The organism is Microbulbifer sp. CNSA002 (assembly GCF_047324085.1).
Classification (GTDB): Bacteria; Pseudomonadota; Gammaproteobacteria; order Pseudomonadales; family Cellvibrionaceae; genus Microbulbifer.
Map to the genome: position 1 here is coordinate 241,469 of NZ_CP172449.1, position 18,586 is coordinate 260,054.

Consider the following 18,586-nt stretch of genomic DNA (forward strand, 5'->3'; position numbering starts at 1 on the left):
TGGAATTGACCACCAAACCTACCGGGAGAGGTGGCGCCTATAACAACTGGAGGTGGAGCGTGAAACGCATCCTTACCCTGGCTGCTTCTGTGGCCTTGCTATTTTTATCTGTCGGCGCTGCCGCGCAAGAAGCGCGTACGATTAAGAACTATGCTGATTTTGGCGACTATCGAGTAGTCTATTCAGTGTTCAATAGCGATTTTATCCAGCCGGATATCGCCCGTCAGTACCAGTTGGCTCGAGCAAAAGATCGGGCGTATGTAAATGTCTCTGTCGTCAAGAAAGAGGGCGGAACCCATGGCCTCAGCGCTGAGATGTCTGGCACAGCTACCAACCTGATCCAGCAGTCAAGACCACTTAAGTTCAAAGAAATTCGGGAAGGGGATGCTGTTTACTATCTCGCACCCCTGCGCTTTGAGGATGAGGAGACCCTTACCTTTAACGTAGATATCAAGCTGCCCAATGGTAAAAGTGAGACGATCACTTTCCGTCGCAGATTGAACCGATAGACATCTGCCAAGGTTCCGCTGGCTGAGAGCTGGTCGAAACCCCTTCTTTAAGATTCACCGCGGGCCGAGGCCCGCTTTTTGTTTGAAGCAATATGGTAAATAAAATTGTTCTTGCCAGCGGTAATGCCGGCAAACTTCGCGAATTTTCACAGCTGTTCGCCTCATGGGATATACAGGTTCTTCCTCAGTCTGACTTTGGGGTAAGTGACGCTGATGAGACCGGATTGAGCTTTATTGAGAATGCTTTGATTAAGGCCCGCCACGCCAGCCGTATCAGTGGCCTGCCGGCATTAGCCGATGACTCCGGGCTGTCGGTAGATGCATTGAGTGGTGCGCCGGGAATTTACTCTGCACGCTACTCAGGTGCCAGGGCGACTGATGAAAAAAACAATGCGAAGTTATTGGAGGCCATGGTTGATGTTGAATCTAAGCATCGCACTGCCAGTTTCCACTGCGCGCTGGCTTTTGTGCGGCAATGGGACGACCCGGTGCCTTTGGTATCTAGTGCAAAGTGGAGCGGGACAATTTTGCGGGAGCCGGCGGGAGAGCAGGGTTTTGGTTATGACCCGCTGTTCTTTGTTGAATCTGAGGGAATGACCTCCGCTGAACTGCCGAGAGACTTGAAGAATCGACTGAGCCACAGGGCCCAGGCTATGTCTCAATTTGAGCTTTTATGGCAGCAAAATATGCAGGGTGCCGACCTTGCCTGATCAGATTGCTGAATTACAGCTGCCACCACTAAGCCTGTATATCCATATCCCCTGGTGTGTGCGCAAATGTCCCTACTGTGATTTCAACTCCCACCAGGCTGATAGAGACCGGGCTAATTCGGACTACGCCCTACCGGAATCCGAGTATGTGGCGCAGTTGCGCCTGGATCTGATCAGCCAGTTGCCCTGGGTGCAGGGGCGAAAATTGCAGTCCATCTTTTTTGGTGGTGGTACGCCGAGCCTGTTCTCCCCCCAAGCAATTGGGCAGATCCTGGAGACTGCTGAGCAGGTGGTGGGTTTTGCTGAGGGGGTCGAGATAACCCTGGAGGCCAACCCCGGCACTTTTGAACAAGCCAAGTTCACTGGCTATCGATCTGCTGGAGTTAATCGTCTTTCTATTGGAGTGCAAAGCTTCGATTCCAATCAGCTACAACAGTTGGGACGTATTCACAGCGGAGAAGAGGCCGAAGGTGCCCTGGCAATGGCGCGTCGCGCGGGCTTTGACAATATTAACCTCGACCTGATGCACGGATTGCCCAATCAGACCGAGGTGGAAGCCCTTGCCGATTTGCGCCGAGCAATTTCCTTGGCTCCAGAGCATATTTCCTGGTACCAATTAACGATTGAGCCAAATACTGCATTCTACAGTGCGCCACCAGTCACCCCCGGCTCCCAGCTGATCGCCAGTATGCAGGGCAGCGGACGCGAACTACTGGCGTCCGAGGGCTATTGTCGTTACGAGGTGTCGGCTTATAGCAAACCCGAACTTGAATCCCGCCATAATATTAATTATTGGTCATTCGGAGATTATCTGGGGATTGGTGCCGGTGCTCATGGCAAGGTAACCCTAGCTGAAACTGGGCAAATTCTGCGCAGTCGTCGCACACGCACTCCGAGGGACTACTTGTCTATCGCCAGGCAACATCCCGAGCTGCTGCATAGTGCCTTGTCTGAACCCCATACTGACAGGGTTGAGAATGAGGATTTGCCACTGGAGTTTCTTATGAATGCCCTTCGCCTGGCGGATGGTGTTCCCAGTGATACTTTCACCCGCTACACCGGATTGCCGATGTCCGAGCTGCAAAAACAATGGCCTACCCTGATGGCAATGGAGCTTGTAGAGCGTCTGGATAAGCGGATTGCTGCCACGGCTTTTGGCTTTGACTATATCGATGAGATTTTGCAGCGCTTCCTGGAGCAGGCGTAAGTCTGTGGAAGGAAAGACTTGAAATCCCATTTTGCGCCCCAATTTTGAGGGCAATGGTGCATCGCAGCTGTATAACCACCGCTGTGACCGTGAGAAGATGCGTTGGCGGTGCCCACGCATCGAGTAACTAAAGAACAGGAATGCAATATGAGCGAGCACTCAATCGTCAACGTATCTGACGCTGAATTCGAAGCAGAAGTTCTCAAAGCTGAAGGCCCGGTGTTGGTAGATTTTTGGGCACAGTGGTGCGGTCCGTGCAAGATGATCGCTCCAGTGCTGGAAGACCTGGCAGGCCACTACGGCGATAAGTTGAAGATCGTAAAAGTAGACGTTGATGCGAATAAAGAGAGCCCGGCCAAATACAATGTCCGTGGTATCCCCACGCTGCTGCTGTTCAAAGGCGGCAATGTCGAAGGCACTAAAGTCGGCGCACTGTCCCGCGCACAGCTGACTGAGTTTATCGACGGTCAGCTGTAAGACTGTCGTTTCCATCCTGCAAAGGGGGTAAATTTCTTTGCAGGATTGGAAACACCCGTTATACTGGCTGTAATTCTGAAATAGTTCAGCGGTCTTGAATTAAATGAGACGAGCTGACAAAACGCCCCTCCACAGGGTCCCTGACCATCCCCGGCGCGTATACTCCTCGAGTTGAACTTGTTCTGATAATGCTCCATAAATTGATTATGGAGAGCAAAAGTTTACTGAGTACTGTGGTCTTGGTAGGAAAAGGTACCTAGGTGTATCGGGTAAATAAACGAGCTAATCTCTAATATCAAACCCCTCCTCAAAATTTCAGGCGTGTCCGCGCCATATGACAACAGAAACATTAATAAGCAATTGGTATGAATCTCTCCGAATTAAAAACCAAACCCATTGAAGAGTTGATTGAAATAGCCAAAGGCATGGGCCTTGAAAACCTGGCCCGTTCGCGCAAGCAGGATATTATTTTCAATATCCTCAAGCGCCACGCCAAAAGCGGTGAAGATATTTATGGCGACGGCGTATTAGAAATCCTTCAAGATGGTTTTGGATTTTTGCGTTCTGCTGACTCCTCTTATCTTGCGGGACCGGATGATATATATGTATCTCCAAGTCAGATTCGCCGATTTAATTTACGTACGGGTGACTCAATTTCCGGAAAGATTCGCCCACCGAAAGAAGGCGAAAGATATTTTGCCTTATTAAAAGTTAACGAAATTAATTTTGACAAACCGGAAAACGCACGTAACAAAATTCTTTTCGAAAACCTCACTCCTCTATTCCCCAACGATCGCCTCACCCTCGAGTGCGGAAACGGCTCCTCCGAAGACCTGATTGGTCGTATTATTGATCTTGTAGCTCCAATCGGGAAAGGCCAGCGCGGCTTGATTGTTGCGCCGCCGAAGGCCGGTAAAACGATTATGTTGCAAAATATGGCACAGGCCATTACGCGCAATAATCCAGAGTGCCATTTGATCGTACTGCTGATTGACGAGCGTCCTGAGGAAGTGACAGAAATGCAGCGCTCCGTGCGCGGTGAAGTTGTTGCCTCTACTTTTGATGAGCCGCCGGCACGTCACGTACAAGTTGCGGAAATGGTAATTGAAAAAGCCAAGCGCCTGGTTGAGCACAAGAAAGATGTGGTTATCTTGCTCGACTCTATCACCCGCCTGGCTCGCGCTTACAACACAACAGTTCCTAGCTCCGGTAAAGTATTAACCGGTGGTGTTGATGCTCACGCCTTAGAGCGCCCGAAGCGCTTCTTTGGGGCAGCGCGAAATATTGAAGAAGGCGGAAGTCTGTCTATTATTGCTACTGCACTTATCGATACCGGCTCGAAAATGGACGAAGTGATTTTCGAGGAATTTAAAGGTACCGGTAATATGGAATTGCAGCTGGATCGCAAAATTGCTGAAAAACGCGTATATCCAGCCATTAATGTGCGCAGATCCGGCACTCGCCGGGAAGAGCTGTTAATGCCTGAGGGCGAGCTGCAGCGAGTGTGGATTTTGCGTAAGCTGTTACACGATATGGAAGATGTTGCATCGACTGAATTCCTAGTGGATAAATTGAAAGATTTCAAGACAAATGACGAATTCTTCCTATCCATGAAACGGAAATAATTTTTGTATATAAAGTAGCGCCTAAAAAGGCGCTCTTTATTTATTAGGAGCAGAATAAGACGATTAATTGCGTCTATTACTGTTGAAAAGGCGAGCCATTAGGCATATAAAGTTCCACATTGTGGCGCTTGATATGGATTTTAGGCAACGCGCCTTACTGAATTGGCCCAGGGGTTTATTTCTCCGCAAAGGGCCAATCTCAAATGGTTAATCTGGTGGAGCTGGTTATCCATTTGTGACTGCACGACAGCCCACACACCTAGTGAGAACCTTTTGTGAATATCTATATTGGAAATCTGGCCTACGCGGTAACCTCTGACGACCTGCACGAAGCTTTTGGTGCATTCGGAGAGATCTCTCGGGCTACTGTTATCACCGACCGTGAGACTGGCCGCTCTAAAGGCTTCGGTTTCGTAGAAATGCCTAACGACGATGAAGCGCGCAAAGCTATCGAAGAGATGAACGACCAACCGCTGTCTGGCCGTAACATCCGCGTTAACGAAGCTAAGCCTCGCGAAGATCGTCCGCGTCGCCCCCGCTTCTAAGCTGTAAAAAGCTTATTATTTCCGCGGCTCGCAGCCTAGGCTTGCGAGCCGCGACTCCCTCCCGCCTCTCTCTTCATTCCAATTGGTGTGTTGTTACCCATCCTGCGCCTTCTGTTTTACACTGCGCTCTGGTTTATAGTCACGCCTTGTTAGCCCATGAAATATAAAGATCTACGCGACTTTATTAAGTTGCTGGAAAAGCGCGGCCTACTAAAACGAATCAAGCACCCTGTTGACCCCATTTTGGAAATGACAGAAATTTCCGATCGCGTATTGCGAGCTGAGGGGCCTGCATTGTTGTTTGAGAACCCGGTAGGCTTTGAGACCCCAGTTCTTGCCAATCTTTTCGGAACACCAGAGCGAGTCGCCCTGGGGATGGGAAGAGAGAGTGTTGCCGAACTGCGTGAAGTGGGAGAACTGCTGGCTTTTCTCAAGGAGCCGCAGCCACCGGAAAATCTCCGCGATGCCTGGGAGAAGTTGCCGGTCTTTAAGCAGGTCCTGAATATGGGGCCAAAAGTCGTAAAGGGTGCAGTTTGCCAACAGATAGTCCTTGAGAGGGATCAGGTTGATCTGCATCAGCTGCCAATCCAAACCTGCTGGCCGGGAGATGCCGCTCCGCTGGTCACTTGGCCCTTAGTAATTACCCGAGGGCCTGAGAAGAAACGGCAAAATCTGGGCATATACCGGATGCAATTAATCGGAAAGAACCGCCTAATTATGCGTTGGCTCAGTCATCGCGGGGGGGCGCTGGATTATCGGGACTGGTGCAAGAAGCATCCCGGTGAACCCTATCCGGTAGCTGTTGCCCTGGGTGCCGATCCCGCCACAATTCTGGGGGCCGTTACCCCAGTGCCGGATACTTTGTCTGAGTATGCCTTTGCCGGCCTGCTGCGGGGGGATAAGACAGAAGTGACCGATGCCTTACTCAGTGATCTTCAGGTGCCTGCCAGTGCCGAATATGTTCTGGAAGGGTTTATCTATCCCAATGATATGGCTGATGAGGGTCCCTATGGGGACCACACCGGTTACTATAACGAAGTGGACAGCTTCCCTGTGTTTACGGTAGAGAAGGTTACGCACCGTAAAAACCCCATTTACCACAGCACCTATACCGGGCGCCCACCGGATGAACCTGCGATTTTAGGCGAGGCTTTAAACGAGGTTTTTGTGCCAATCCTACAAAAGCAATTTCCTGAAATTGTCGACTTCTATTTGCCGCCGGAGGGATGCTCTTACCGTCTCGCTGTGGTCACTATGAAGAAGCAGTATGCGGGTCATGCCAAGCGGGTAATGATGGGTGTCTGGTCTTTCCTGCGTCAGTTTATGTACACCAAGTTTGTTATTGTCGCTGACGAAGACGTCAATGCCAGGGATTGGAAAGATGTAATCTGGGCGATGACCACGCGTATGGACCCGGCGCGGGATACGGTGATGGTAGAAAATACTCCGATTGATTATTTGGATTTTGCTTCTCCGGTCTCTGGTTTAGGCTCAAAAATAGGTTTTGATGCGACAAATAAATGGGAAGGTGAAACTAGTCGTGAGTGGGGTGTACCTATTGAGCGCGACCCGAATGTGGTTAAAAAGATTGATGAAATATGGTCTAAATTGGGTCTCGAATAAGCACGGCGTTATATTCTCAGTACTCCCGTCCGAATAAGCGCCTCTGGTGGCGCTCAGTACAGTGACCGCTTAGCGGTCACTCTTTATTTTTCCTCTTTCTCTACATATATAATTTTTATTGCTGGCGTCGCAGTTAGGTATGGGCTCGACCGTGGCTCTGAATTAACTATAAGGAATGCTTTAATGAGGAGAATTTATTTAGTACGCCTGATAGAGATAGTTGTTTTCGTATTTTGGTATTAGTACCAAGTGAGCAGGAATAAAATACTGGAAATAATAATATCGAAGAGTTTATATCTGTAGTTATTTGGTATGCAGCCATACCTTGAATAGCCATTGCCAGAATAAAAGTGTGGGGGCTAATCCGAGCGTATTTGTCGCCATTTATTTTTGAATTGGAAATTAAATATAGTTTATCTTCTTGATGAGCAGAGATATGGATATTATGTCGGCCAATGCGATGAAGCGTGTTGCTATTCGTCTCATTAAAATATAAAAAAAACAACTGTGGAATAACCACTCCTGAAATTTCTATTTTGAGGGGGCTTGTTGTGTATTTTTCTAAGGTTGGACGGGAATATGATAGGAAATTTATCAAAACTAGTAGTTCTATTTTTGGGGATAGCAATATTTCAGCCTGTGATTGCCAGCCAGGATAATGATGCAGAGGCAATTTTTGAGAAGATCAAAGGGCTAGCTGGAGAGTGGAGAGAGGAAGGGACGGAAAATGACGATTTTGTTATTAGTTTTACCGGTACAGCTGGGGGAAGTGTAGTACTGGAAAGTTGGCTCTATAACGGGCGCCAACATTCCCTGACGGCCTACCACTTGGATAACGATAATTTAATAGTGACGCACTATTGCCCCCAGGGTAATCAGCCCAGGTTAAGCTGGCAAAATAATAGTGCTGAAAATACTTTGGCATTCTCTTTCAAGGATGTAACTAATTTTACTTTGGATAGTAAGAGTCGTCTGGATAGTCTTTCTTTTACCTGGTTAGGTAACGGCAAGTTACAGCGGGAAGAGACTTACTTGAAGAGCGGGGAGCAGTTACCCTCATCCCTGACCCTGATACGTAAATAAGCTGCCAAATCGTTATTAACTGATAGTTTAGATGTATTATTTCTCAAAGCTGGAGCGAAATTCGCGCCAGCTTTTTTATTTGTGAACTTTATTGTGGTTTTGGTTTATATAAGTATGATTCGCGACTGAATTTGCATGCTGCTGCCAGTATATTGGCATGGGGTGACAATGCAGGCTATGTCCGGGTTGTGTTTTTGCTTATGGCGACATGCTGCATTAAAAACAAGTGGATATCTAATTCCTGGGGTTGGGAAACGGTAGAAGTTGGAAGTGAGTAAATAACTAAAATTAAATGGAGAGGTAACAAATGGAATTAATTATTTTTGTAATTATTATGGTGGCAGTTCTTGTTCTGCCTCTGAAGTTGGCAGCTGCCATGTTGGGGGCGAAAAATACGGGTGTATTTTATTGTCTTTTCGCTTTGCTATTAGCCCTAATTATTCAAAGAATTGTTGGCGGCATGTTGCCGGGTGTGACGGATAGCGCTGGAATTTTAATGACAATTCCCCTGGCTGCTATTGCCTATATGCTGGTACTTGGTACGGGTTTTTTAAAGGCTATTCTAATTGCCCTTTTGCAAGGGGTAATTACATATTTTGCCATGCTACTCTTTGTGGGATTGCCCTGGGCTGTTTAAAAACGAAATAAATTCTCGCAGAAAAGCTGCAAGCGGCGATTTGTTGAATGTTAAATCGCCATTTGCACTATCATTGATTGCTAATAGTCTCCTTGCGTGCAAGCTATAACTTTCTAAACAAGTGGATGCTCTACACATCAGCCTCCGTGCCAATGATATGTTTCCTAGACTGGGTTTCTACTGAGCAGCCTGGAGGTTAGGCTTTTCAACAGGGGCCATAAGAAACTTACTTAAAACATCAATATAAGTTGGAAAAGCTTCGAATTGGGGTAAATGTCCAACTCCTTCCATCTCGACTAATTCGGCTTTGGGGATTTCTGCTGCTGTACGCTTGCCTAATTGATCGTACCGGCCTAATTTTTCTTGTACAGCTTTAGGCGCGCGGGCGCGGCCAATAGCTGTTCGATCTCGGGTACCTATAATCAGTAGGGTAGGTACCTTGATATTGGCAAACTCATAAAGTACCGGTTGAGTGAATACCATTTCGGAGGTTAGGGCATCCACGGTTGCCATATGAGCTGCATCGGGTCCCAGGGTCCAGCCAGCTTGAATATCCAGTAGCGGGTTATATTCTTCGCGCCACTGCTCAAAAAAGTAGGCTTTACTCATGTAGCGTTTGATAGATTCTGGAGTTTGTTTTTTCTCGCGAGCAATGGCTTGGTCCAAAGGTTCATAGGGAACCCATCGCTTCCAGTCTTCAAGGCCTATAGGGTTTACAAGTGCTAACCTTTTGACTCGCTCCGGGTACATTAGGGTAAACCGGGTAGCCAGCATACCTCCCATAGAGTGCCCAACTACCATAACCTCTCTTATTTTCAATTTATCCAATAAAACTTTGGTATTGTTGCTAAGCCCCTGAAAAGTATATTGGGTAAGCGGTTTACTGGATTTTCCGAAACCGATCTGGTCCGGTGCTATAACCCGGTACCCCAGCTGACTGAGTTGGGAAATAGTCTCCTTCCAGTAGGCCGCCGAAAAATTCTTACCGTGCAACAGGAGTACCGTGCCTTTTGCATCTCTACCCTCTGCAGGTGGTACATCCATAAAGGCCATTGCCAGTGGTTGTCCCTGTTGTTCGAAATGAAAGTGATGAACTGGATAGGGATATTCGTAATCAGTTAAGGCTTTATCTTGAGGCGTTACTGAATATTCAGCAGATGCATGGCCGGTAAAAAACACACTGGCGGTAAAAAGTAAGGCAACTATGTAGCGCACACAGAGGGTCACAGCCGTGTCCTTATTGGTAAACGGGAGTTTACTATAGGCGCAATTGGGGAGTGGCTGAAAGGCCCGTCGGCCTTTCAGGGGGAATGACTCAAGCGTGTGCGCCTAATAGGGGAGTGCCTTGGCTGGGCATAGGCAACTGGGGCAAGTCCTTGACTGCTTGCAGCAAACCTTCCTCATAGAGTTTTGCTGCTTTGTCTTTTTCCCCAAGGGATTGAAATAGGCGAGCTAGTTCAGCGGAGGTAGCGGGATCTTGGCGCAACAACAGGCTTTTCTCGAAATACTGCTGCGCTTTGCCCCAAAGTTCATTGCGCATTGAAAGGCGTCCGAGACAGGTTAGCAGTGCGGCACTCTCCCCATACTCTTTCAGCCAACCTTCAGCTGCTGATATTTGTGCCGCAGGGGCGGCCCCCACCAGGCAGCCGTATAGTTCGGCAAGCTTGGGGTCCCAGGCTCGATTGAGTAGCCAGCGCAAATGCTTCTCTGCCTCTGCGTCTTCACCAATCCGATGCAGTTGCTGTGCGTAGAGACTGCGCAGGGCTTCGTTGCGTTGCCAGCGGCCACTCAGGCTTTGCCAGGTATCGTGTAATTTATCGATATCTTTGCGATTAGCTGCTTCGGTCAGCTGATGTTGATAGACCTCGAGTTCAAGCTGGTGCAGCTCAGCTTCGGGCATGTTCGCATGTTTCTCCAATTCGGGCAGTAATGCGCGAAGACGGCTCCAGTCACCCAGAAGGTAATAAGCCTGCTTGAGAAGTTGTAACAGGGCAGGATGTTTCGGCTCGAGCTGCTTGGCGCGCTCCAGGCTGGCAATACACTGCTCGTAATGTTTATCGAGGAGCTGCATACGAGCTTGGCTTAGGGCTACAGCCAGGCGGGTATCTTCACCACAGGCCTCCGCCTTGGCTAGCAGCTCATTGGCCTCCTCGCGAAAGCCCAGCTCAAAGGCGCTGCGCGCTGCCGCCAAATAATTGATCAGCGGGGCTTCAGATCGAGGGGCGCTCTTCAGCAGCTGACGGCGCGCCCGGGACCAGTTGCCCTCCATAAATTCCACCAAGCCGCTGGTCAGGCGTCGGCGCGCTACACGCTGGCGACCAAATCTCAGCCGGTCGACACTACCTCGGAATCCGCGAAAGATACTGCGAGCCAGCCAAATGGCAAAGAACAGGATAATTAGAGCTACTGCCAGCGAGAAAATTGCGAACCAGAGGTTCATCTCGTAGCCTTTATTCAGCTCACCGCCAATACCGATTACCAGGTAGCCGGGATAATTGTTAATAGCCTCCGGTAGAAAAGCGCCGAGCAGCAGTAGTACCAGGGCGGTGAAGAACAGTTTTTTCACTGGTTCTCCTCCTGTTGCGAGGCAGTTGGTGCGGCGGTGCCGGATGTTTTGTGTAAGCGCTCAATGTAATTGCGGAGGGCAAGTTGGGAAGCGCTGAGATCGGGCATTTCGACCTGGATGCGCTGTTTGCTAAGGTCCGCTAGTTGTTGGGCCAGTGCATCGCGCTGCGGACTGGCAGTGCCGTAACTGAGTAGTAGCGACCGCGCACTATCCAGAGCGTCTCTGTAAACCGTGGTATCGCCGCGAAGCAATGCCAGTTGGGCCTGCTCCATATAAAGGCGCAGAGTCTGGCGAAAGCGAGCTTCACTCTGAGGGGACAGCATTACCGGGTTGATGTCTCCATCAATGGGGCGTACCGATTCGCGCATAAAGCGGGTGAAGTTGTGCCACTCCCGCTTCCACAGGGGGGCACTCTCCTCAATGCTGGGCTGCTCTTCACTGGGTTGTTGTTCTGCCGAAGCCATATCGAATTGCGGTTGAATATTTGTGCGGACTAGCTGTTCTTCCAAGGCGCTGAGACGGAGGTATAAACCCTGGCGATCGATGTTTTGGACCAGTTTCAGTGAGGTGATATCGCGGGCAAGTTGTTGGCGTACTCCGTATAGATCCGGTAAGTCCACATCGCGTAATATCTCGTCCACGCGCTCGACAAGCCCCAGCGCAGTGCGACTATCGTCTTCGAGAAGCAGGCGTTGGTTGGCTAGACGCAACAGGTAATCTGCCTCAGCCAATTGCCAATCGTCGCGGCTTACATTTCCCAGCTGACCCAAACGGTTTCCCTGTGCGGTGACACTGCGCTGCATGGAAGCCAGTTGCTGCTGCAGTTGGGCGATAGTGCGATTTTGTCGCTCCAGTTGATTGCGTAAATTGGCATCGGCCTGCTCCAGCTGACTGAACTCCCCGGAATAATCGGGGGTTTGGGGTTCAGTTGGGGCTGGGGTAGCTGCAGGGGTTTCCGAAGTGGTATTGGAGGTCGGCGCTTGGGTGGTGTTTTCAGCGGCAGCCGGCACTTCCGTTGCAGGGGTAATAGTGGTGGTGCTCTCCGGGACTGCCGTTTTTCCGGGTAGATAGTCGAGGTAAGCGCCAAGGTGTTCGCGCAGCTGCGGAGAGTTGAACCAGGCCAGTGAGGCCACAGCAATCAAAATGATGATGAACAGTAGCCACCACCACAGTCCATTGGATTTACTGGCCGCAGCACCGCCGCTGGCTTTACCCGTAGAGGCTTTTTCCTCTGAGGCTTTGGCGAAATTACTTTTGCCTTTTACAGGCTTTGTGTTTTCCGGGGGCTCATTGGTCGCGGCTACATTTTGATCTTTTTTATCGGTCATGGGTATGGCGGCGCAGGTGGAAAATGTCGTCAGATTATAACGAGTGGCGCGAGCCTTAATAGCGGGCTAAACGCCGTTTTAAGATTTTTAGCGCAAAGCGATCGAGAATTCGATTGCAAATCAGCCGAGGGCTTTACACAGTGTTTCCAGCATAGCGTTATCGCCGGCATTTAGCGCGCTATAGCAATGGGCAAAACCAAGCTCATTTGCCCGATTGGCAACTCGTATACTCGGGCAGATAAGAGCGGTTTCAAAGAGTGTATTGCGGTTTATCTGGCGGATACAGGTAACCAGGTTATCGAGTGTTTCACCGCTGTGCACACTGATAATATCGGGTTGGAATTTATACTCAGCCAGGGAGGTTGCAGCCTCCGGTGGCAGCACTCGCCGATAGAGTTCGCAATAAGTTACTCGCGCACCCCTATGACTCAAGGTGTCGCCGATAAGAGGGCGGCCACCGGAGCCGCGAAAAATAAGAACTCTTTTCCCGTCCAACTGCTGTAACCAGGGTAGGCGCAGCAACTCCTCGGAGTTCATCGTATTGCCACTTTGCTCGCAGGGTATACCGCGCTTCTCCAGGGCGCTTGCGGTTGCCGCGCCGATCGCCAGAAAGCGAGGACCCTGGGGAAACTGTGGCCAATAATCTTCAAGCCAGTCTATGCCGTAGCGCACGGCGTTCTGGGAAACAAAGATCGCGACATTCGTTTGATCGAAATCGAGAATTGAGTTTTTTAAGGCCTGTATGGCAGCTTGATCCTCAATTGGCTCTATGCCGAGCATGGGGATGTTATCTACCTGGGCCCCCAGGCCGCGCAGTAGCGCACACCAGTTATCAGCCTGCTGCGTTGGCCGCGTACTGAGAATACGTTTACCCTGCAGCAGGTCGGAGGTGAGATCGCTCATATCAGATAGCGGCGAGGATTTTATCGGCACCATCGGCCAGTAACTGTTCCGCGAGCTCAGTACCCAGGCGCTCTCCCTCAGCGGCAGGGCCACGATTGTCGGCATGTATCATGGTTTTGCCATCGGGACTTCCAACGAGTCCGCGCAACCACAGGGTGTCACCATCTAGCTCGGCGTAGCAGCCGATAGGCACTTGGCAGCCGCCGTTGAGGCGCTTAACTAGGGCGCGCTCCGCACTGAGTCGGGCTGCGGTTTCCGGACAGTGGAGCGGTTGGATCAAGGCTTCCAGTTCGCTATCGCGGCGCGACTCGATACCCACTGCGCCCTGTCCACCTGCGGGGAGCAGGATGTCCGTTGCCAGGAAGCTGCGGATGCGTTCCGGCATTTCAAGTCGCAGCAGTCCGGCCGCAGCGAGGATGATAGCGTCGTAATCGCCGGCATCCAGTTTGGCCAGTCGAGTATTCACATTACCCCGTAAAAAGGTGACTTTGAGGTCCGGGCGACGGGCAAGTAATTGGCATTGTCGGCGCAGGCTGGAAGTGCCGACTACTGCTCCCTCGGGCAGGTCATTAAGGCTGTCATAAAGATTACTGACAAAGGCATCGCGGGGGTCTTCACGCTCGCAAATAATCGGCAGGTGAAGTCCTTCGGGGAATTCCATGGGGACATCTTTCATCGAGTGAACTGCGATGTCCGCACGGCCTTCGAGCATCGCCACTTCCAGTTCTTTAACGAACAGGCCTTTGCCGCCCACTTTGGTTAGTGGGATGTCCAAAACCTGGTCACCCCGGCTGGTGAGGGGCAGTAACTCGATAAGAAGTTTGGGATGCGCCTGTTGCAGGCGGTCTTTGACATAGTTGGCTTGCCACAGAGCCAAAGCACTCTGTCGGGTGGCAATGCGAATACGATCTATAGACATGCGGCTCAATCACTTATTGGTTGAAGCGGCTATTCTAACAGAGTCGCAATGCCATGAGGTTCTCTGTAGCCGAGGGGCTAGCCCCTGGTGCGCAGCCAGTCTTCGAGAATTATCCGTGCGGCTATTGAGTCCACTGGGTCTTGTGCGTAGTTGCCACGATGTCCGCGTTCGTTGGCCTCTTCTTTGGCGGCTCGGGTGCTTAAACGCTCGTCAATGAGCTCTACCGGTAGGCCATAGCGACCGTGCAGGCGCTGGCTGAATTTGCGCGCACGTACGCCAAATTCACTTTCGCTGCCATCCATATTGAGGGGGAGGCCAACCAGTAAAAGGTGGGGCTGCCACTCTTTGATCAGGCCTTCGACGGAATCCCAATTGGGTTTGCCATCTTTGGCGGGCAGTGGGGCCAGTTCCCGAGCTCCACCGGTAAGGCTCTGGCCGTAAGCTACGCCAATAGAGCGGGTTCCAAAGTCAAAAGCTAGCGCTGTGACGGGTTTATTCATAGAGGTCAGTAGTTTTTCTGTTAGGCGTGGCCAGCTTGGGAGCCGAGGCCGGAAAGATCGATGCCGTGGCGGGCGGCGGCGCTTTGCCAGCGTTTTTCGACCGGTGTGGCGAATAGGGTTTCGGGCTCTGCCGGCAGTGTCAGCCAGGCGTTTTCTGTCAGCTCTTGCTCCAACTGACCGGGCCCCCAGCCTGCGTAGCCGAGGGCGAGTAGTACATCGTCAGGGCCGCGCCCTGCGGCGAGGGATTCGAGGATGTCCTTGGAGGCAGTTAGGCTGATATCTGAATTGATTTCGGTGGTAGAGTCGAAGTGCATGCCGGTGCCGTGCAGTACAAATCCCTGCTCTGGTGACATGGGGCCGCCCAGTAGAACTGGTTCGTCACCGCGCAAGCTGAGATCCTCCAAAGACAGCTGCTCGAATACCTCGTGCCAGTGCACTTTACTGGGCATATTGATCACTATGCCCATGGCACCGTCGCTATTGTGCTCAACAATCAGTGCGATAGCGTGTTTGAAGCGCGGGTCCTCCATACCGGGCATAGCCAGAAGGAACTGGCCGCGCAGGTTTCCGTGAGTCAGGTCGCTATCGATATTCGAATTAGGCATAGATCAGTAATAAACCGCCAGTTGAAAGCCCATTTTAGCCTCGCTCGGGCAGATCTCCCTCAGAAGTGGAGAAACCAGTCAAGTCAAAATGCAGTGTTCGGACAATTTCCAGAATATCAGCCTTGTCCTTGATCTCTTTTGGAAAGGGGGCGAAAGGTGCGGCTAAACGGACAATTTGTTGTGCAGCATCATCTAGGATGCGCTCGCCGGAAGACTCAGTGATAACAATTTTCTCGACAGCACCCGTGGACAATAGTCGCACCATTATACGCAGCTTCCCTGTAATTTTATTTTCCAATGCTTTCGCCGGAAAATTATCGTTACCGGTCGCTTCTATTTTCTGGCGCAAAGCATGCAGATATGCAGCATCTGCAGAAGCTTTGGTTGCTACCGAGGTGAGGCGGCGGACCCGAGGGCGCTTGGCATACTTCTCCCGCTGTTTAGCTAAGGTTGCGTTTAAACTGGCAACTTCTTTTCTTATCTGAGCTAGATCGGAAGGAGCACTGCCGCGCTTTTCTTCAGAAAACTTATCTTCCGCTGGAAGTTCAGGGGCTTGAAAAGTGCTATCGCCAATTGTGGTAATCAACTGGCGGCGTTGTTCAGCCGGTCGCGCAGCCTGTTGCTGTGGTAAAGGATTGACATCTTGAATTTGTGTGTCGGTAAACTCAGCACGCCGATTTGTGGATAACTCTTTAGGGGAGTCGGTAGTACCGCTGGCTAATTGGTTATATTGTGCCAGGTAGTCTGCGTCTTCAGGAGCCCGCGTGGAGTGGTATTGGGCCAGGGTAACCTCTAGTGTCGGTGGCGCCTGTGCACCTTTCGGAGCAGCAAAAGCCACTCCGAAAACAATTAGCGCATGTAAAGCGGCGGCTAAAAATAATGAGAACACAAAGCGTTCACGCTGCATTGCATGAAATTGTGTCGCGTTGGCAGAGGAATTCATTATCTATTATCAACTACTACTTATTCGAGCGTGCGTTTCACACAGCCGTGTTCTCAGTGGTAAACCGCCCTGAGAGTTTATCAAACGCCCAGTTTACCTTTTTTGTGCCAGCAGGTGTGTGATGCCGCTCATTAGTCGCGCGCCTATGTCCGTATTGTAAGCGGCATCAATTTCCCGTACACAAGTGGGACTGGTGACGTTAATTTCTGTTAGATAGTCACCAATAACGTCCAACCCGACAAATAACAGGCCTTTCTCCTTCAAAGTGGGCGCGACTTGCTCAACGATCCAACGATCTCTATCGGTCAGGGGGCGTGCTTCGCCGCGCCCGCCGGCTGCAAGATTGCCGCGAGTCTCGCCCGCTTCCGGAATTCGCGCCAAGCAATAGGGAATCGCTTCACCGTTAACGACCAGGATACGCTTGTCACCGTCTTTGATTTCGGGGATGTAACGTTGCGCCATAATCTGCTGGCGACCGTGGTCGGTAAGCATTTCCAAAATTGCTCCAAGGTTGGCGCCATCTGGTTTGCAGTGGAAGATTCCTGCGCCACCCATGCCATCCAGAGGTTTATAAATGACATCTTGGTGAGTTCGGTGAAATTCCCGCAGCTTGGCCATGTCGCGACTAACTAGAACCGGTGGGCAACACTGGGGGAAACTTGTTGCAAAAATTTTCTCATTGCAGTCGCGTAGAGCCTGGGGCTTATTGACTACCGTCGTACCTTCGCGCTCTGCCGCTTCGAGAATATAAGTGGAATAAACATATTCATTATCAAAGGGAGGGTCGACGCGCATCAGGATTACATCCAGGTCGCCGAGTGGCATTTCTCTAGACTCTTCCAGAGAAAACCAACGATTCTCATCATCAAAAACCTGCATAGGGCAGCCGCGCCCAGTTGCGCGTCCATTCTCAAGGTAAAGATGGCTCTGCTCGAAATAAAACAGCTGGAAACCACAATCTTGTGCGGCTTGTAACAGTGCAAGCGTCGTATCTTTTTTAAAATTGATCTGGGCGATGGGGTCCATCACCACACCGAGGGAATAATTCATACGGGTTTCCAAATCGTTGGGTATTTCTATCCCAGTTATCACTGGTTTTGCTCCCAAATTTGTGGCGGCTACCAGCGTTGTTGGATAGATAAGGTAAGAGCAGCTTTGCGAAGGTGCAACCTTCTTAACGCAATACCTCCAATGAATGTATAAGTGGTGATAATTTGAACTGCGTCGCCTGCAGTGTGTCGACTCAGCTAGATTCGCCTGGGGTTCTGTGATAAAAGTTCGTCTCAGCGTGCGACCTTCGCCAGGCTAGGCGCCCGGACCCCGCAAGCGGTTTGAAAAAAGGGCGCAACTAAAGTTTTCGCGTGCCCGAAAATAAGTAAACAGGGGATTCAAAAAAGACTATGGAGCTTAACTGGGAAAGTCTGACTGTCATGGTGATCGACGACAGTAAGACAATTCGCCGCACTGCGGAGACGTTGCTGCAAAAGGCGGGCTGTACCGTGGTCACCGCGACAGACGGTTTTGATGCGTTAGCAAAAATCGCGGACTCCCGTCCGGATGTCATTTTTGTCGATATTATGATGCCGCGCCTGGATGGCTATCAAACATGTGCGTTAATAAAAAATAACAGCGAATTCCGCTCCACCCCTGTTGTAATGTTGTCGAGTAAGGACGGTTTGTTCGATAAGGCAAAAGGGCGTGTTGTTGGTTGCGATCAATATCTGACCAAACCTTTTAGTAAGAGCGAGCTGCTGGGTGCTATTTCCGCTCATGCCAAGCCGCACCATGCCGCATAAGTGGCCTACAGAAAAAGAAAATATAGATAACGGACTCCATTGTGGGCATTGTGCCCACAAGCTCGGTACCAAAATTTAATTAGAGTACAGATTTTCCGGTTGTTACAGACCGGTTGATTTTTGTACCCACACTATCGGTAGTCATAGTGCATCTCGGCACATGCTAGCGAGGATAATCACAACAAAAACCGCCGAGCGCAGTAGTTGTTGCCGAAAAGATGTCATGGGGGAAATGATGGCAAGAGTACTAATAGTTGATGACTCTCCTACAGAAACACATAAGCTGACAACCATTCTTGAAAAAAATGGCCACGCAGTAATCACCGCTCCCAACGGTGAAAGCGGAGTTGAAGTAGCCCGCGCCGAGCGCCCCGATCTGATCCTGATGGATATTGTGATGCCGGGTCTCAACGGTTTCCAGGCCACCCGCCAATTGAGCAAAGACAGCAATACCGGTGAAATTCCGATCATTATGGTAACTACCAAAGATCAGGATACAGACCGTGTCTGGGGTATGCGCCAGGGAGCTAGGGCTTACCTGACCAAACCTGTCGATGAGAGCAAATTGCTGGATGCGATCGGGGAGGTGTTGGCCTAATAGCCAGCTGCG

The 18,586-nt window shown here is 50.5% G+C and carries 20 protein-coding genes; 11 read left to right on the top strand and 9 right to left on the bottom strand.

The window, feature by feature from the left end; genetic code table 11:
* Positions 1 to 59 precede the first annotated feature (59 nt).
* The 9 genes from ACG1BZ_RS01150 (at position 60) to ACG1BZ_RS01190 (ending at position 8,416) form a co-directional block, all read left to right on the top strand.
* On the top strand, positions 60 to 509 hold the full coding sequence (locus ACG1BZ_RS01150; protein ID WP_413664060.1) for a DUF4426 domain-containing protein: 450 nt from the start codon (positions 60 to 62) through the stop codon (positions 507 to 509).
* A 92-nt stretch (positions 510 to 601) separates the two neighbouring features.
* The gene (rdgB, locus tag ACG1BZ_RS01155) at positions 602 to 1,219 is read left to right on the top strand and encodes an RdgB/HAM1 family non-canonical purine NTP pyrophosphatase (RefSeq protein WP_413664061.1); all 618 of its coding nucleotides are present in this window, start codon (positions 602 to 604) and stop codon (positions 1,217 to 1,219) included.
* Positions 1,212 to 2,426: a radical SAM family heme chaperone HemW gene (gene hemW / locus ACG1BZ_RS01160; protein ID WP_413664062.1), complete on the top strand. Its 1,215-nt coding sequence runs from the start codon at positions 1,212 to 1,214 to the stop codon at positions 2,424 to 2,426. Before rdgB ends, hemW begins: the two co-directional genes overlap by 8 nt.
* 147 nt (positions 2,427 to 2,573) lie before the next feature.
* The gene (gene trxA / locus ACG1BZ_RS01165) at positions 2,574 to 2,903 is read left to right on the top strand and encodes a thioredoxin TrxA (RefSeq protein ID WP_282930316.1); all 330 of its coding nucleotides are present in this window, start codon (positions 2,574 to 2,576) and stop codon (positions 2,901 to 2,903) included.
* A 365-nt stretch (positions 2,904 to 3,268) separates the two neighbouring features.
* The gene (gene rho, locus ACG1BZ_RS01170) at positions 3,269 to 4,528 is read left to right on the top strand and encodes a transcription termination factor Rho (protein ID WP_108731406.1); all 1,260 of its coding nucleotides are present in this window, start codon (positions 3,269 to 3,271) and stop codon (positions 4,526 to 4,528) included.
* A 275-nt stretch (positions 4,529 to 4,803) separates the two neighbouring features.
* A complete protein-coding gene (locus ACG1BZ_RS01175) occupies positions 4,804 to 5,073 on the top strand; it encodes an RNA recognition motif domain-containing protein (RefSeq protein WP_020413665.1) in 270 nt (89 codons plus the stop codon).
* A gap of 156 nt (positions 5,074 to 5,229) precedes the next feature.
* Positions 5,230 to 6,696 carry a 4-hydroxy-3-polyprenylbenzoate decarboxylase gene (gene ubiD, locus ACG1BZ_RS01180; protein ID WP_413664063.1) on the top strand — a complete coding sequence of 489 codons (1,467 nt, stop codon included), beginning with the start codon at positions 5,230 to 5,232 and terminating at the stop codon, positions 6,694 to 6,696.
* Positions 6,697 to 7,275: 579 nt separating this feature from the next.
* The gene (locus ACG1BZ_RS01185) at positions 7,276 to 7,779 is read left to right on the top strand and encodes a hypothetical protein (RefSeq protein WP_413664064.1); all 504 of its coding nucleotides are present in this window, start codon (positions 7,276 to 7,278) and stop codon (positions 7,777 to 7,779) included.
* A gap of 307 nt (positions 7,780 to 8,086) precedes the next feature.
* Complete coding sequence (locus tag ACG1BZ_RS01190; protein WP_413664065.1) at positions 8,087 to 8,416, top strand: hypothetical protein; 330 nt, start codon at positions 8,087 to 8,089, stop codon at positions 8,414 to 8,416.
* A 177-nt stretch (positions 8,417 to 8,593) separates the two neighbouring features.
* Here the strand turns inward: ACG1BZ_RS01190 and ACG1BZ_RS01195 are convergent, their stop codons facing one another.
* From ACG1BZ_RS01195 to gshB, 9 genes are all read right to left on the bottom strand, one after another.
* On the bottom strand, positions 8,594 to 9,643 hold the full coding sequence (locus tag ACG1BZ_RS01195) for an alpha/beta fold hydrolase (RefSeq protein ID WP_413664066.1): 1,050 nt from the start codon (positions 9,641 to 9,643) through the stop codon (positions 8,594 to 8,596).
* An 88-nt stretch (positions 9,644 to 9,731) separates the two neighbouring features.
* Positions 9,732 to 10,982: a heme biosynthesis HemY N-terminal domain-containing protein gene (locus tag ACG1BZ_RS01200; RefSeq protein ID WP_413664067.1), complete on the bottom strand. Its 1,251-nt coding sequence runs from the start codon at positions 10,980 to 10,982 to the stop codon at positions 9,732 to 9,734.
* Complete coding sequence (locus tag ACG1BZ_RS01205; protein ID WP_413664068.1) at positions 10,979 to 12,310, bottom strand: uroporphyrinogen-III C-methyltransferase; 1,332 nt, start codon at positions 12,308 to 12,310, stop codon at positions 10,979 to 10,981. The genes ACG1BZ_RS01200 and ACG1BZ_RS01205 overlap by 4 nt, the downstream gene beginning before the upstream one ends.
* A gap of 120 nt (positions 12,311 to 12,430) precedes the next feature.
* Positions 12,431 to 13,213 carry a uroporphyrinogen-III synthase gene (locus ACG1BZ_RS01210; protein ID WP_413664069.1) on the bottom strand — a complete coding sequence of 261 codons (783 nt, stop codon included), beginning with the start codon at positions 13,211 to 13,213 and terminating at the stop codon, positions 12,431 to 12,433.
* Position 13,214: 1 nt separating this feature from the next.
* Positions 13,215 to 14,132 (bottom strand): hydroxymethylbilane synthase, encoded by a 918-nt coding sequence (gene hemC, locus ACG1BZ_RS01215; RefSeq protein ID WP_413664070.1) that lies wholly within the window; start codon positions 14,130 to 14,132, stop codon positions 13,215 to 13,217.
* A gap of 77 nt (positions 14,133 to 14,209) precedes the next feature.
* Positions 14,210 to 14,632, bottom strand: coding sequence for a Holliday junction resolvase RuvX (ruvX, locus tag ACG1BZ_RS01220; protein ID WP_413664071.1), 423 nt, complete (start codon positions 14,630 to 14,632; stop codon positions 14,210 to 14,212).
* Positions 14,633 to 14,652: 20 nt separating this feature from the next.
* Positions 14,653 to 15,237 carry a YqgE/AlgH family protein gene (locus ACG1BZ_RS01225; protein ID WP_282930307.1) on the bottom strand — a complete coding sequence of 195 codons (585 nt, stop codon included), beginning with the start codon at positions 15,235 to 15,237 and terminating at the stop codon, positions 14,653 to 14,655.
* A 34-nt stretch (positions 15,238 to 15,271) separates the two neighbouring features.
* Positions 15,272 to 16,180 (bottom strand): energy transducer TonB, encoded by a 909-nt coding sequence (locus ACG1BZ_RS01230; RefSeq protein ID WP_413664072.1) that lies wholly within the window; start codon positions 16,178 to 16,180, stop codon positions 15,272 to 15,274.
* Between the two features lie 93 nt (positions 16,181 to 16,273).
* Positions 16,274 to 17,230 carry a glutathione synthase gene (gene gshB / locus ACG1BZ_RS01235; RefSeq protein WP_413664073.1) on the bottom strand — a complete coding sequence of 319 codons (957 nt, stop codon included), beginning with the start codon at positions 17,228 to 17,230 and terminating at the stop codon, positions 16,274 to 16,276.
* 350 nt (positions 17,231 to 17,580) lie between these two features.
* Between gshB and pilG the strand changes: the two genes are divergently transcribed.
* Both pilG and pilH read left to right on the top strand, forming a co-directional pair.
* On the top strand, positions 17,581 to 17,976 hold the full coding sequence (pilG, locus tag ACG1BZ_RS01240; RefSeq protein ID WP_020413651.1) for a twitching motility response regulator PilG: 396 nt from the start codon (positions 17,581 to 17,583) through the stop codon (positions 17,974 to 17,976).
* A gap of 235 nt (positions 17,977 to 18,211) precedes the next feature.
* A complete protein-coding gene (pilH, locus tag ACG1BZ_RS01245) occupies positions 18,212 to 18,574 on the top strand; it encodes a twitching motility response regulator PilH (RefSeq protein ID WP_108731421.1) in 363 nt (120 codons plus the stop codon).
* Positions 18,575 to 18,586 lie beyond the last annotated feature (12 nt).